Annotated in this window: 6 protein-coding genes; all 6 read right to left on the minus strand. The window is 59.6% G+C overall.

The window, feature by feature from the left end:
- Window positions 1-18: 18 nt before the first annotated feature.
- Window positions 19-2,529 carry a PPC domain-containing protein gene (locus K8U03_01180; protein ID MCE9603495.1) on the minus strand — a complete coding sequence of 837 codons (2,511 nt, stop codon included), beginning with the start codon at window positions 2,527-2,529 and terminating at the stop codon, window positions 19-21.
- 50 nt (window positions 2,530-2,579) lie between these two features.
- A complete protein-coding gene (locus K8U03_01185; GenBank protein MCE9603496.1) occupies window positions 2,580-3,992 on the minus strand; it encodes a DUF1501 domain-containing protein in 1,413 nt (470 codons plus the stop codon).
- 27 nt (window positions 3,993-4,019) lie between these two features.
- Window positions 4,020-5,624 carry a FecR domain-containing protein gene (locus tag K8U03_01190; GenBank protein MCE9603497.1) on the minus strand — a complete coding sequence of 535 codons (1,605 nt, stop codon included), beginning with the start codon at window positions 5,622-5,624 and terminating at the stop codon, window positions 4,020-4,022.
- A complete protein-coding gene (locus tag K8U03_01195; GenBank protein MCE9603498.1) occupies window positions 5,624-6,142 on the minus strand; it encodes a sigma-70 family RNA polymerase sigma factor in 519 nt (172 codons plus the stop codon). The genes K8U03_01190 and K8U03_01195 overlap by 1 nt, the downstream gene beginning before the upstream one ends.
- Window positions 6,143-6,314: 172 nt before the next feature.
- On the minus strand, window positions 6,315-8,918 hold the full coding sequence (locus tag K8U03_01200; protein ID MCE9603499.1) for an SMP-30/gluconolactonase/LRE family protein: 2,604 nt from the start codon (window positions 8,916-8,918) through the stop codon (window positions 6,315-6,317).
- Between the two features lie 164 nt (window positions 8,919-9,082).
- On the minus strand, window positions 9,083-15,493 hold the full coding sequence (locus tag K8U03_01205; GenBank protein MCE9603500.1) for a hypothetical protein: 6,411 nt from the start codon (window positions 15,491-15,493) through the stop codon (window positions 9,083-9,085).
- Window positions 15,494-15,561: the final 68 nt, after the last annotated feature.

Consider the following 15,561-nt stretch of genomic DNA (forward strand, 5'->3'; position numbering starts at 1 on the left):
GAGTTAGAGCTGGAAGTCTTAGAGTTTCGGATCGATACGCAATGTGGCGCTACCGGAGCGTTGGTGAATCTCCTGGCCGCCGGCTTGAAGCACCACTTCGCACGAGACGCCGGCGATGGGGCCCAACAACGCTTCGTCGGTCGCTTCGATCTCGAACGCGATTTCAGCGGTCTCTTTCGTGAGTGTCGGCGGCGTGCCGATCTGGGTCACCCCTTTCGGCAGGCCGAGCAGCTTTGCCGTCGCCGAGCCATCAAACGGGTTCTTCGATTTCACGGTCCAGACGTAGCGTTTGCGTTCGCCGCGCCGCAGGCTGTCGGGCTGAGCCGCGAGTTCGACGAACGACTCCGCGACGGTCAGAGTTACGAAGTCGGAGGTGATGGTGACGCCCGCTCGCTTCGGATCCAACACCGCGGAAGCTTTGACGGACAAAGCCCAATCGCCGAGCTTGGCGTTGCTCGCGGCGCTCATTTTCAACACCGCTTCGCTTTGACCATCGGGAATGGTCAGGGCCGCTTCCTTGCCGACGCCGGTGGGAAGCCATAAGAAGTCGAGCGTGATCGGCTCCGTAAAACCGTTGCGGCGGCGGATTTTCACCGGCACCGCGAGTTCGCCGTTTCTGACGAGCGCCGTCGTCGGAGGTGGAACTTCGATCGAGAACGGAGCCGGATCGTTTACGGCGAAAGCCACCTGTTGCAGTTGAATTAAGTGAAACGAATCGCCGCCGACTTGATAGATGAATGGAGCTTTGGATTGAAACTCGCTGCGTACTGTTTGCGAGCCATCCACGGCTCGCGCTTCGAGCGAGATCAACGCCGAGCCGAGAGGCGCGGCGGCCGTGGTTACCAATTGCATCGGCCATTCGAAGATCGGTAGCGGAGTTCCCTTCGGAATTCGCGGACACACGAACTTGACCCCCTCCGGAAGTCCGTGCGCGACGATCTCGATCTCGCCGGCGTAAGTATTCCCCTGCATCCCTTCGACGCGAATGGACAACCCTTGGTTGCTGCCTTGATGGGCTTGCGTACCTTGCCAAAATAGGACACAAGCCAAGCCGTCGGAAGCGGGTTCGATTTCGACGCGATAGACCGAGACCGGCGAGCCGCCGCCGGCCGTATCGGTGATTTCGAGCACGTAATCGCCGTCGGCTTTCGGAGCCCAAATGAGGGAAGGATCGAGCACGTCTTTGAAGCCGCCGCCGCTGCGCGGATAGTGGCCGAAGATATCGCGCTCTTGCGGCGTGGAATCGTCTCCTTCGAGTTCGACCGGGCCTAGGCTTCCATCCGCCTCGATCGGACGAAGGCGCACGACCGGATCGAGCGGCGAACCCAAAGCCGAAGCAAACGCGCGAACGCGCCATCGGCTCCCCTTCTTCACCGACAGACGAAACGAGTCGAGCTCGCCGGGCTCGGCGATGATGCCGTTGAGGGCCGTGGGAAGCTGCTCGACACGGGTGGCCCGAGCCGAGGGAGGAAGCTTCGCTCGGGCTTGAAGCTGAGCAGGCGTCGGCACCGCTTCCAGCACGTTCGGATACGGGCTCGCGCGCAGCGGCAACGCCGAGGGAGCATCGGCGAAGGACTCGAACGTGCCGGGCTCGGCAGCCATCGTAACGGCCGTGGCGTGCTCGCCTAAGGGATCGCCCAAGAACTTCACGACGAAATGACTGCCGATCGGTCCACCGGGCGGATACGCGGCCAAGGGCCTGCGGTTCGTGCCGACATGCAGGCTGTATTGAATACCGCCGAAAGAAAACGCCGGAGCCGTGATCGGAGTATAAGTCGACTGCTTGACCTCGATGAAGACGAAGCCGTCGCGCGGAATCTTCACCGCGAGAATAGGATCTTGAGTATGCAAAGCGCTGTCGTCGGCGGCACCGAGCTCGACTCCGGATTCGTCTAAGATGCGCACCGCCATGTCGACTTCCGAAGCGCCGATCCGCGTGTCGGTAATGCGAACCACGTCGACTTCGACCGCGATCCGCTGGCCGGCCTTCACCGCCACGCGATACAGGTCGACATCCGGGACGGCCTGCTGCTTGATGCCGCCGCGCACCGTCACGTTCGGGACGATGTCGATCGCTTTTTCGCGTGTGTCGTTAGAGTTCAAGCCGCGCTCCATTTCATCGACGACGGGAAACGGCGTCACATGGATGCTGCCGATCATCGTGATCGAGGTCGCGCGGCAAAGATGAAACGGGTGCTCGCCTAACGGAGCATCCAGCGCAATCTCGAATCGACAACGAATTTCTTCGTCGATGCGCCCGCCATGCGCGAGGCCGAACTTCACCGGCAAGCCCTTATCGCTGAGAATCTCCGTGACCGGACCGATCGCCGTACAGCGGATGCCCGGCCGGTAGAATATGATCTCGCGCGGCTCGACGAGTTGCACGCCTCGTATCACGACGTCGAGCGAGGTGCCGCGCTGCGCTACGCGCGGCAGCACCGACTCGATCTGATGAATCCGTTGCGCGCTCGCAGCGTTCGCCGAGGCGACGAGTGCCGACACGAGAAATATTCGACGTAGTGAGAGCATGCGCAGCCTCGAGGGCAAGGAAGTAAGGCCGAGAGTTCGATCGAGAAACATCATGCCAACAAACCTTTCACCAATTTTCCGTCCTTGATGATTTCGATAGGCCGCGTGCCGAAAGCGACGAGTTCTTTGTCGGCATCGATGCCTAGCTGGTGATAGATCGTGAACATCAGATCTTCGAGCGGCACCGCATCACGGGCCGGTTCGGCGCCCGTCGAATCGCTGGCGCCGTAGATCTGGCCGCGCGTGAAGCCGCCGCCGGCAAGCAACATCGAGTAGCAGCGCGCCCAGTGGTCGCGGCCGCTGGTTTGGTTGATCTTCGGGGTTCGTCCGAATTCCGAGGTCAGCCAGAAGAGGGTCGTGTCGAGCATGCCGCGGCGATCAAGATCTTCGATCAGCCCGGCAATCGCATGATCCAGTGCGGGCATCTGATCCAAACAGTTCTTTGTGAGATCGACGTGCGAATCCCAACCACCGTAGCTCAACGTGACGAACCGCGTGCCGGCTTCGACTAAGCGCCGCGCCAAGATCAAGCGCTGAGCCAAGCCCTTCGGGTGATATCGCAAATCCGGCCCGATGAGGCCGGGAACGTCGCGACCGTAGAGCTGGAAGGTTTCTTCCGTTTCCCCATCGAGCGTGAACGCTTTCTGCGCGGCCTCGGAGGTGAGCAGAGTACAGGCCTGCTTGTAGAAGCCGTCCATCGTGTCCAACGTCGTGGCATCGGCTTCTAAGTCGCGCAGACGTCCCTGCACGATGTCGCGCGCACCCAAACGGCGCTGAAATCGTTCGGGAGCGAGACCGCCGGTCGAGAAGTCGCGCACCTTGAACTTCGGCTGTGCCGCGTCGGCATTGATTTCGAACGGACCAAACGTGCTGCTGAGAAAACCGGTTCCGCCGTCGAAAGGGCCTTTACTGGGAATCGCGATATACGGAGGCAGTTCGCCGCGCGGGCCGAGCTCGTGCGAAACGATCGAGGCCATTTGCGGGTAGTCGATCACGGTCGTCGGCGTGTAACCGGTAAACAGATGATAGGTCGCCAGCGCATGATCGGGAATCCGACCGACGACGCTGCGGACCACGGTCAGTCGATCGGCGATGGCCGACGTCTTCGGAAACTTGTCACTAAAGATTTCGCCTCCCTTCGTCTTCACGACACCGAACGGGCCGCGATACTCGGCCGGCGCTTCCGGCTTAGGGTCGAACGATTCATGGTGAGGAAAACCGCCTCCCAAGTTGAGTTGGATGACGCTGAGTGCTTTCGCCGACGACTTCTTTTGCGAGCCCGCCGCTTGCGTAAACGCACCCGAACCGGCTGGTTCCGCGGCTTCCAATCGCAACAGGTCGCTCAGCGTCAAACCGAGTGCCCCGAACACCCCGACCTGCATGGCCTGGCGTCGCGAGACGCGGCGAAAATCGGCGCAGCCGCGATGATTGGGAGCGGCTTGATTCGAAAGCGAAAAGTGCATGATCTCGTTTCCTTATAAGTGAACGCGTCACCGATGTGCCGCAACGACAGGCGATTCCTCATTCCAGAACAACTCCGGCCGACCGGCTTCGACCAGATGTTTCAATTCGTCTTCCGACAGCGCTCGACTCCAAATCGCGACTTCATCGACACGGCCCCGCAGCGCGCGAACCGAATCGGCCCAATTTTCTCCCGGCAGCCAATTGCCGAGGCGACAACTTCCCGGGCGAATCACGTCGTTGCCGAGAAAGGGTCGATCGCGAGCCAACTTTCCGTTCACGTAGATCCGCTGCGTCCGAGCATCGACGGAAATCGCCATCGCGACATGTGCCCATTTGCCGACCGGTACGGGATTGCCGACGAAATGATCGTACACCGGATGACCGAGCAGTCCACCGCGCGGCAAGCCTTGCCGCGTCAATTGAAAGTGAACGTCGCCTCGATCCGAACGATCGGAATTCAAGATCGTGTTGAGCTCGAAATCCAAGCGGTCGAGCTTGAGCCAGACGGCGATCGTCAGCTCTCGATGCTCGCCGGGAACTTCCAGTTGGACGAAATCGGAATTGCGCTCGAAGAGCAAGGCTTCCTTCCCGGGCCAGCGTCCCAAGGTCCAACGCGCTCCGACGATCCGGCCATCGCTCATGGCGTGATTGCTCTGCGAATTCGTCAGGAGAGAGTCGTCCGTCGTGCGACGGAAAGGAAAGAAGGCCAGCAGTTCACGGTCGTCGCTCATGCGTCGTTCGTATTCTTGCCAACGGACGAAACCGATAGCGCCGGGATTCGGAAAGTCGCTCTCCTTCATCTCCGGAGCCGGACCGACCAAGCCGCCGAGCACGCATCGCGACGACTTTCCTTCGACGACCTCGGCGAGAACCCGGCCCGACCGAGGCTCGGCGATATTGACTCGGCCGTCGAACACATAGAGATCGCTGGCTCCGTCTTGCTCGACTCGCAAACCGAATTCGGTCCCGAGGTCGACGTAGTCGGCGGTCGGCGTGCCGATCGTAAAGCCTTTCGCCGTCGGCGGAGCGATGACCCGAACCTTGCCGAAATCCAGGCGTACGTGAAGCGAGTCGGTCACGGCCAACCGGGCCGGGCCGGCGAGCACGAGGTCGGCCCCTTCGGCAAACCGCAAATGGACGACCCCTTTGAGCAATTCATATTCGCCGGGACCGACACGAACTCCTTGCGGCGCGCGCCCCGCGGCGAATTCCGCACCTGCCTCGTCGACCAACAGCGCCACGATCGCGTTCGAGCTCGCGGCGTTCGTGGCAATGGTACTCGGCGGTGGGGCGAGCGAAGTTTCGGCCTCGGCTAGTTCGAAGGGTCGCAACAATGCCGCGACCGCAACCACGGTCGCAGCGGCAGCCATGCTCCAAGGCAACCATGCGGCGACTTTCGATTTCGGTGCCGCAACCGCTCGCGACGGCGCTGTCGAATCAGCGACCGCTTGCTCCGCGCCGTTGCGAAATTCCCAACACAACAGCGCATGCGTATCGAGATAGCCGAGATATGCGTCTTGCAGGTCGGGGCGGTTGCGTAATAAAGCCGACAACTCCGCCGCCTCGGCAGTGGCGGCCGTGCCGTCGGCGTTTCGATCTGCGAGCTGCCGCAATCGTTCGAGGTCGGTCATTAGCCTATTCCTCTCGCGAGACGCATCGAGACGCAATCGTGCAACGTCTCGCGAATGCGATGCAAAAGCTTGTAGACGGCGTTGGGTGTCGCCGACCGCTGAGCCGCGATCTCGGGCACCGTCTTGCCGCCGTAATAGCCTTCGATGAGCAGTCGATTCGGGTCGTTCAACTGAGCGAGGCATTGTCGCAGCGCCGCAAGCTTGTCGTCGTCGGTGCGACGCAACTCGCAACTGCGCGCGGCGAGCATATCGACGACATCCAGCTCGAGTTGCACCTGCGTGTTCTGTCGCTTGCGGTGGAAGTTTCGGACGTGGTTGTGCGCGATGCCGCAGGCCCAGGGAAGAAAATCGAGAGCCGGATCGTAGCGTTCCCAATTCTCCCACAAGGTCAGGCAGGTCTGCTGAAACAACTCCTCGGCGTCGGCCCGATTAGGCACCAACGACACCAGATAGCGAAACACGCGCTGCTGGGTTCGCACCACGCGCTCGGCGAATTGTCGGTGCTTGTCGACGTCCATGCAGCGAATATCGGGCGGAGGATCGCGATTCGTAAAGGTGGCCCGGAAATGGAGTTATGCCGGTTCCTACCGATGTATTGTCTTATTCGCCCGGCGATTAGCCATGCCCGAAAAATTTTGCTCGAAAATGTCTCCGAAAGTCGTCGGTCGAGGGGGACGCGCTACGGCCGTTTTAATCCACCTTGAGCTTACGGCGGAACACTTTGTCGCCATTGGTCACATACAGATATTCGTGGTTCGGTCCGGCGAGGACGCAACTCGTCAGAGGCATCGCTTCGTTCGGTTTCGGAAGCACCCCGCACTCGCGACCTGTCGGATCGAAGACCTGCACGCCGACGGCCGACGTAACGTAGTAGCGGCCCGATTTGTCGACGGCCATCCCGTCGCCGCGCGACGCGGCTTGGTACGGCGGAGGTTCGTTATGTTTGAACTCTCCCTGCGGGTCGATCGGGAGGCGCATCGTCATGGTCGGCATCTTCGCATCGAGCGCGCCGTCTGTATTCACGCGGAAGGTCCAAACGTTCTCGCTGCCCGAATCGGAAACCGCGAGCGTTCCTCCATCGTTGGAAAGCGTAATGCCGTTGGGGCGAGCGATGCCCGTGTCGACGGGAGTCGCTTCGCCGGTCTTGAGGTTGATGCGGGTCACGCGTTGTTGCTTCGTTTCCGTGATGTAGAGAAACCCATCGGCCGTCGCCGCCAAGTCGTTCGGCGTTACGTTCGTGGCGACCTCTTTGACAACGCCGGACTTCGGGTCGATCGAGATCACGCGACTCTTCGCTCCTTGGCAACCGTAGAGCAAGCCGTCGGGACCGAACTCCAAGCCGCTTACCGACTCCTTCACGAGTTCCGTGCGCTTGCCGTCGGCGGCGGCGACCTGATAAACCGCCGGAGCTTTCATGTCGGAGAAATAGAAGTTGCCTTGGGCATCGGTCAGCGGAGCATCGGCGAAGCCTAAGTTCTCGGCGACGAGCTCCCACGCTTGGCCGGGAGCGAGGAGACGAAGCAACGTCATGTCTCCTTTAAGATCTCCCTTGGTGTCCACCACGACTTGAGGCTTCTCTTTACGCCAGAGCCACTTCACGGCATCGGGAAACAGTGCGCCGCCGTGATCGCTACTGTGCGAGTATCCTTCGGCCCAATCGAATCGGGTGTCGTAGCCCATGTATTGCAGCGCGGAAGCCATCAGTTTGTTCGACCAGGGCCAGCTGCCGAAGGCATTGTCGACGTCACCGCTGGTATCGGCGAGGTACACGCGCAGCGGCTTGGGATCGGTCTTGCGAATCAACGACGGGTAGACATTGCCCCCACGGATATTCGTGAAGCTGCCGATCGTGGAAAGGACTTTGCGGAAAGCATCCGGCCGCTCCCAGGCAACGGTAAACGAACAGATGCCGCCGGAGCTCGCACCGCAGATGGCCCGCATTTCAGGGTCTTTCGACAACGTGTAGCGTTTCTCGACTTCGGGAATGATTTCTTCCAGCAGGAATCGCGCATAGCGGTCGCCGAGGCCGTCGTATTCGAAACTGCGGTTGGAAACGCTCCACGGATTCTTCGGCTTTCCCTTCGACGCATCGTGGCCGGGATTGATGAACACGGCGATCGTCGGCGGCATATCGCCTCGCGCGATCAGGTTGTCGAACACGACGGGCACGCGCCAGCGCCCCTTCTCGTCGCGATAGTTATGGCCGTCTTGAAAGATCATCAGCGCCGCGGGCTGCTCTTTCTTATATTGAGCCGGAACGTAAACGGCCCAATCGCGCGTGGTGCCGGGGAAGACTTTGGATTCCCAAGCCGGCATCGATTCCACGGTGCCGTGAGGCACGTCGTCGCGCACGACGGCATCCGGATGCGGTTGCCACTTCGGAGCGGCCGGCGCCGGCGTCGGCGGCACTACCGCAGAAGCTTGCTCGGACCATAACCAGCGCAGCGCCTCGGGAAGTCGGTCGCCGCCCCATGTTCCGCTGTGGCCGCCGTCGGTCATCACGAACTTATGTTCGTATCCGGCGAAGCGCAAGGCCGCGGCGAGGTCTTCGTTCGCCAACGGCCAATTGCCGAAGAGGTTGTTGAGATCGTCTTTGCCGTCTTGAAGATAGATCTTGATCGGTTTCGGAGCGGCTTTCGTCTTGCGAATCAAACCGGGATAGGCCCAACCTCCGCGAATGTTCGTGAAGCTGCCGATGTGGCTGAGCACTTTGCCGAACTGCTCAGGCTTTTCCCAAGCAGCGGTGAAGGCGCAGATGCCGCCCGACGATATCCCACACACCGCGCGCTGCTTCGGATCCGTGGAGACGTTGAGATTCTTGAGCGCCACCGGTAAGAAATCGTCGACGAGAAACTTCGCATAGCGATCTCCCATCGAATCGTATTCGAACGAACGATTGCTCCGGTCTTTCGCGCCGGGCTTCGTCGCGGCGACGGTGCCCGGGCTGACGAACACGGCGATGGTGACGGGCATCGCTTTTTGGTGGATCAGATTATCGAACACGACGGGCACGCGAAACGAACCGTCGACCTTCGCGTAGCCGTTGCCGTCCATGAACACCATCAGACTAGCGGGCTTATCGGCGTTGTATTGCGCAGGAACGTAAACGCTGTAGTCGCGACGCGTGCCCGGAAAGATACTGCTTTCCGCGAATACGCCCGACGTAACTTTTCCTTGCGGCACACCGGGCTGCACGTTGCGGTCGGGATGGTTCGGGTTGAGAACGTCGGCGGCCTGAAGCCGTGCTACGGCGCAAATCGCGACGACGAGGAGAAAGTTGAATAAGTGTTTCATGGAGGGGAGACCGAAAGAAGTCTCGATAAGGAATGAGGCGGGAAACGGGCGGGCGGCGCTTGCGCGCAGCTGAATGATCGTCCACTTGCCGGCAAGTAGCAAGGGTTTATTCCTAGCGGACGATCCGGCCCGTTATGCCGTCGGCGTTCCTTCCAACGCGAGGTCTACCGCTTGGGCGGAGCCGTTTCTCGGACGACGGCCCCGCTTTCATCGCTCAGAATGAGTAGCGAAAACTTCCGAACTTGATCCAACTCGTTCGTATTGAGCGAGGCGTAATCGAACCGGCCCCGGATGTCGGTATAGCCGTCCTTGTAGAAGCGGACCTCGCCGCTCTGCAGTTGCGCATAGACCTTGACGTAGGCTTTCGAGATCGGTTTGCCGGTCGCGGCATGGGTCACGCGAACTTGGCCGTAGCTCTCGACGACCTGGATCGCGAGCGAATGCGAATAGTACGCTTGCGACTTCGTCTCTCCGCCGCCTGTGATTTCGACGAGCACGTTCTTATTGTGCAGCGACTCGGGGAGCGCAATCTTCGTCGAGCCGACCTGCTTCTCATTGCCCGTCTGCTTTTCGCTGCCGGCTGGCTTGAGTTCGACCGTTTGCGAGAAGTTCGGGCGAATCGAACTGAACTGGCCGCTGAACTGCTGCACGAACGGATTGCGGCTGAACAGCATCTCGACGTCCATCAAATAGTAGCTGACGGTGACGGATTTCAAGTTCTGATAGTTCAACGTCAACTGTTTCGCTTCGACTTGGAAATCGAAGCTCGGCTCGGTAGCGGCGAGCGCCGTTTGCCGCTGTGCGCGATCTTCGGCATCGATCGTCGTCGGCGATTTTCCTTCCGCTTCGTCGAGCTGCGCAAGGATCGACGCGAAGGTATTCTTCCAACGATCGACCGGGTAGTCCGCGTACTTCTCGGCGATGTTGCGAGCCCGCGCCGTTTCATCGGTGTAGAACGCAAGATAGGCGCTGAAGTAATCGTGCTGCATGCGAGTCGCCAATTTCGCGACGTCCACGCGCTGAAACTCGACCAACGCTTCCTCGACGCGATCTTGAAGCAGCAGGTAATAGGTCGCCGACAGCTCGTCGTCGTCGGTCGGTTGTCGCTGGTAACTCAGCTCTTTGAGCAGACGATGATATTGTTCGCTGAAACGGTTGTTCAGAATTTGCCGTCGTTTGCCGAGCGAATGGGCGCGCGCGTTGACGAGCGGCTTGTATTCCAAATGTTCATAGGAATGCCGTGCCACCGGATCGAGCGTAAGGAGCGGGCTATTGATGCGTCCGCCGCTCTCGGCCGCGACTTGGTTGACGTGTTGCAGGAATTCGCGCGCCACCGGCGTTACGTCGTGCAACAAGGAATAAGACCACAGGGTCTGTTGATAAACATGCCGCGCGGCGAGCAACTTAGTTGCCGCCTCGAAGAACGCTTTGTCTCGCATACGGAAGGCGATCTTCTCGAGGTTGAGCGATTGAACGTTGTTCTTCGAGAGAAACGTTAGGACTTCCTCATCGGTACCCTGTTGCGAGACGTATTCCCACGATTGCGTATCGATCTTCGTCGGCTTGTCGACGACCTCGAACGTGAACGGCTTCGCGAACGTCACCAACTCTTCGTTCAACGCCACATGCGCCGGATATTGCTCGAACTTGCCGGCCTCCGGGAAGTAGAAGTGGTAGTCGATCGTCTGCGTGTGATAAGGCTCCAAGTTCAAATGCACGGTGCGCGTCGAGCGGCCGTTCAGCACGGGGATCGAACCTTTCGGCACCTGCAACAACACCGTCAGCTTCCGCCGCGCCGAGGTTGGATTCGTGACGACCACTTGGCAGCCGTAAACCGTGTGGACGAGGAACTCCTCCGTGACGAATTTGTCGACCTGTTCGCCGTTTTCCTGACGATGGCGATCGCCGTAGCGATAGAAGTTCTGACTGACCAAAATCGGAATCGGGTTGGCCGCCGGCTTAGCCGCTTTGATCTCTTCGTGATACACGATCATCGGGCTACCGGGCGTGAGCGTCATCTTCACGCCGTCGAATTTCGTTTCGTGTTTACCGGCCTCGAAAGGCAAGTCGATCGCTGCGAGAGCCGTCAGCATTTCGGGGAAATTCGAGGAGGCTTCCGCGAGGTTGCGCGTATAGAACGGCTTCGCCGGATCGTGTTCGGCATAGTCGCGCCAAAACGGATTGATCGGAACGAGGTCGGCCACCTGCTTGTCGATGGTGAGGTGATAGTAATTGTTCTCGGCCCATTCCATCGTCTTATCGAGCTTCACGTAGAGCTGGCGCTGCTGATCGCGATCGGCCGCACCACGACGATAATATTGATCGCCGGCTTTATCGGCTTTCTCGCTCAGTTGATTGGCGGCTTCTCTTTTGGCGTCGCCAAGCACGCGAGATCGTCCTTCCTTAAAGGCAACGGCGTCTTTCGCCTTTTCCATATTAGACGCCGCTTGTTCGCTCGACTTCTTCTGAGCCTCGCCGGGAGGGGCACTAGGCATGCGGGCGGCGTTAGCCATCGGCGGCGCAGCGGCAGCAGGCGCCATGCCGAAGCCGGCGCCGTCTTGAAGTTTGCGATTGGCTCGTAGCGTCGAATCCGGCATCGCCGTCGCCGCGGCGAGCTTGAGGCCGAGCTTATCGTCCAACTCCAGCGCGCTTCCTTTTACGGCCGTGTCGAACAGATGGATGAAGCGATCGATGTTCGGCGGCGACAGCGACAACTTTTCGTTGAAAAAGCGAACGGAGACGGCCCGTTCGTCGTCGATGCGCCGGGCCAGCAACGCTCGCTCGAACGCATTGAGCCGGCCGTATTGCCAAGGTTGCAGATAGTTGCGAAGGTCTTCGCCCAGCAAGAAGCGATCGACGAAGGTCTTGTCTTTTTTGTTCGCTAGATACGGCTTGATCGTCTGCGTAAAGAACTCCGGATCGCGCTCGGCGAGGAAGTAGTTCAACTCGTGACAGGCATACTTCGAATACTGTGCTCGCTTCTCTTCCGCCTTCAGCTTCGGCCAAGTCTGGATGAAGCCGAATTCGACCAGGTGTGGATCTTTGGAAAGCGTGGCGTATAGGCCATAAGCGCGTGCCAAGCTATCGTAAGCTTCGAATTTGCTCGTAGTAATATCGACCAACGTGAACGCCTCGCCGGCCGCCACGATGCTGATTTGTTTTTGCTGCGTGAAGTGCCCTTGCGGATCGAGCCCGTTCAGCAGGCGGAGGTCGATGAAGTCCATTTCGATCTCGGGCAAGGCGACGCTGCGATACGTCGTGTTCAGCGGATCGACCGCCACGACGTGCAACTGCTGATGCGCGCCGAGGGCCTCGCGTGCGATCGTCACGACGCCGTCCTTATCCGGCGTCAGGTTCACCATCACCGCCGCGGCTTGCGAGAGGAAATCCAAGTCGGCGAAGTTGCCGGTGGCGCTTATCCCTCCCCCTTGCTGCAGCTGCTCCCGCTCGGCTCGGCTTTGCTGTTTCGCGCCGACTGCGCCGAAGTCGTCTCCCGCCGCCGCGAGTTGTTCGCCCGTTTCCGTCGCTCGCACGGCCCAAGGGTTCAGCAGCAGCGAAGGACGATCCAAGCTATTGCCCGGAAATTTTTTCGCATACTTACGATCGATGATGTAGCGATACTCGTCGCCGATGTTGCGACCGGTCAGATACACGGACTCGCTTCGACCCGACAACAGTAGATACGGCTCTACGTCTCGCACGCGCGCAAGATGCCCGAAGGAAGAATACGCCGGCCAATAGCGCACGCCGAAAACATGCACCCGGGCATACTTCGAGACGTTCTGCAAACGAATCGTCAGCTTGTCGGCGCCGGCGTCGATGCTCTCGATCTGAATCGGCTTGAGCCGCTTCGTCTCGAGTTGCCGTAGCTTTCCGAGGATGTAGCCGTCCGCCAGCGGGCCGTCGACGATGCGGATCTTGATGTGCGTTTCGCTCGACTTGAGCAGCAGATCGTAGTCGCCGGCCGGGAGCTTTTGGATTTGCAGCAAGCCCCCTTCGACCGTGACGTTCTCGAATCGATCGCCGATGAACGAACCGCCGCGCGTTTCAAGCAACGAGACTTCCTCGCGGGTCACGGCCTTGGCGCCGTCGCGAGGCAGATACGGCAACGTCAACGTGTCGCCGACTCGGCCGTGCAACGTGCCGGGATACGTGTGCTTATCGCCGCCTAGGATCCACGAATGCGGCGTTTGCTGCGGGCCGGTCGCGGCAATGCTTTCGATATCCTTCAGCGCACCGAGTCGAATGCGACCGCTGGGATCCGTTTTCAGCGAAGCATAAACCTTGTTCTTGAAGTCGCGATGCTTGAACACGAACTGCACGGGTCGCGAGATTTTCGTTTCGCCCGTCCTGCCGAGCAACTCGACCACATATTCGCTACCGATCTTCATGAGATGCAGGTCTTCGGTCTTCTCCGTCTGGTCGATCTGGTTCAACGAAAACGACTCGCTCGCGCTCAGGTCCGCTTTCTGTCCCGCCGCCGTCATCTTCTTCACTTTCGCGGTGAGCGAAAAGTCGATCTTCGCGAGCCGCGCAGGAACCTGAAATTCGTGAATGGACTCGCGATCTTCGAACAACTTAAAGTTCGGAATCTCCTGCGAAGTCGCCACGCCGTCGAGGTCGACGGAAGAGATCGTCAGCTTCACCTCTTCGAGAATGTCGAGCGAGATCGGTGTGCCGTTGATGAATAGGCCCGGTCGAACGAGCACTTGGGCTTTCTTGCGCGTCAGTAGCGATTCCCGATCGACGTAGATGCCGGCCGCGAGCGTATAGTTCTCCGCTTCGTGTTGAAAGAAGTCTAAGCCGGCGAACTCGCCGTGCTCCAGCACGATCGGCTGGCGGCCCGGTGCCGTGCTGAAGGGGACAGTGATCCGGCCCTCTTTGTCGGCGGCGTATTCATGTCCGCCGAGCCACAGCCGCGCGTCTTTGAGCGGTTGATTCCGTTCGTCGAACACGTAGAAGGCTTGTCCTGCCGCGCCTGTCGCGACGACGTGCCGCAACTTTCCTTTGCGCACCAAGGCCCGACTGCTCCGGCCGTTGCCGATGAAGTCGATGACGTAGACGCCGTTTTTGTCGAGCTTTTGGAACTCGAACTTCCGCGCGACTCGTCGCAGCGGCGCGTCCTTGTATTCGTACGTCGTCTCTTCGTTGGCGACGAGGCCGTCGAGGTTGATATCGGTGTCGACTTCGCGCAGGTTGCTGCGATAGTAATTCCGTGTGTTCAGCTCGAATACCTTCACGATCAACGTTCCGACGTTCTTCACATGCAGGTCGAGTCTTACCGGATCGTCGGTGGAAAACTCCGTGGCGTTCGTGAAGGCGAAGTCGATATCGACGCGCTCCTTCAACTGCTGAAAACGTTCGGGCGGCAGCAGCGAGGCCCACTGCTCGGGCTCTCCCAAGCCGTTCACGATCTTCGTTTCCGCGAACAGGTGCTTGAGATAAAGATCATCGACGTATAGCTCGAACTCCTTGTAGCCGGCGGCGTCGACGAAGAAGTGCGCCAGATAACTCCGCACCAAAGCCTCGTCGTTCCCGATGGGCGGCAACAACGTGTAGGGGGTGTAATCGGCATTCAGGTCGGCGAGAAAGCGGCGGCTCTCCTCGCGCTGCAGGAATTTCGGAGCCGCGTACACGACGTTGCGCGGCAATTGCAAAAAGGCGAGGAAGCGCTCCTTATCGTAGCTGCCGCGCTTCCGATCCAGCACCAGCCGCTGATAAAGCAAATGCGCTTTCAACGAGTTGTGTACCGGAGCCAAGCGCTGCGCAAATTCCCACATCCGGTCTAAGTACGCTTCCGTGATCTTCGGATCGTGCCGCCAGTCGTCGTCCGGGGCGGGCTGCAACTTCGTGAGATACGTTTGCACGAAGTTGGTCTGATTCAGTAAGTCCGGCTTGAGCTTGAGGCATTCGTCCAATTGGCTGCGCAACAGTTGTCGATGAATCCCGAACGAGCCGAAGCCCGACGAGTCGCGATAGTTCAAATCGTCGACGACAAGCTGCACCAAGTTCGGATAGTCGGGACGAGCGAGACGTTGCAAGAGCTGTCGACGTTGGTCCGGCGAAAGCTTTTCGGCGACGAGCCAGCCGAGTGCCGTATCCTCAAAGCCGTTCAAATGGCTATTGTTCGCCGTGGCTTGCGCATACAGTCGGGCACGCGAAATCGATGACTCATCGAACGCCGTCGGCAAGTTCGGTTCTTGACCTAAAATTTCTTTCTGATGATTGAACTGCAAGCCGAGTCGAGTGCGGAGATATGTCAACGATTCGGTCGGATTGCGGTCGTACGTTAAGAGCGCCATTCGCATCCGAATCTCTCGGACTCGTTCGGTCTCGCCGTTGCGTTTGGCCCAGGCGGTTAATAGCTCGCCGACTTGCGCGAACTGCTCGGTATTCAAATAGTGGAGAGCGTGGTAGTAGTAATAGTCTTCCGTGCCCGGAATGAGTTGCTTGAGCGGCACGGCTCGATCCGGCGCGAGCGCGAAATCTTCAATGAACCCGATCTCTCCGGCGTAAGACGGGTGATACGACGCACAGGCGAGGAGAGTTGCTAAGGCTGCTACAAACCGACGCATAGTCAGTTCCTTCAGGCGAGGGATCGACGACGACCGAATTACAGAATAGTCAGGGATTCGGCTTGAGT

The sequence above is a fragment of the Planctomycetia bacterium genome (assembly GCA_021413845.1).
Lineage (GTDB): Bacteria > Planctomycetota > Planctomycetia > Pirellulales > PNKZ01 > PNKZ01.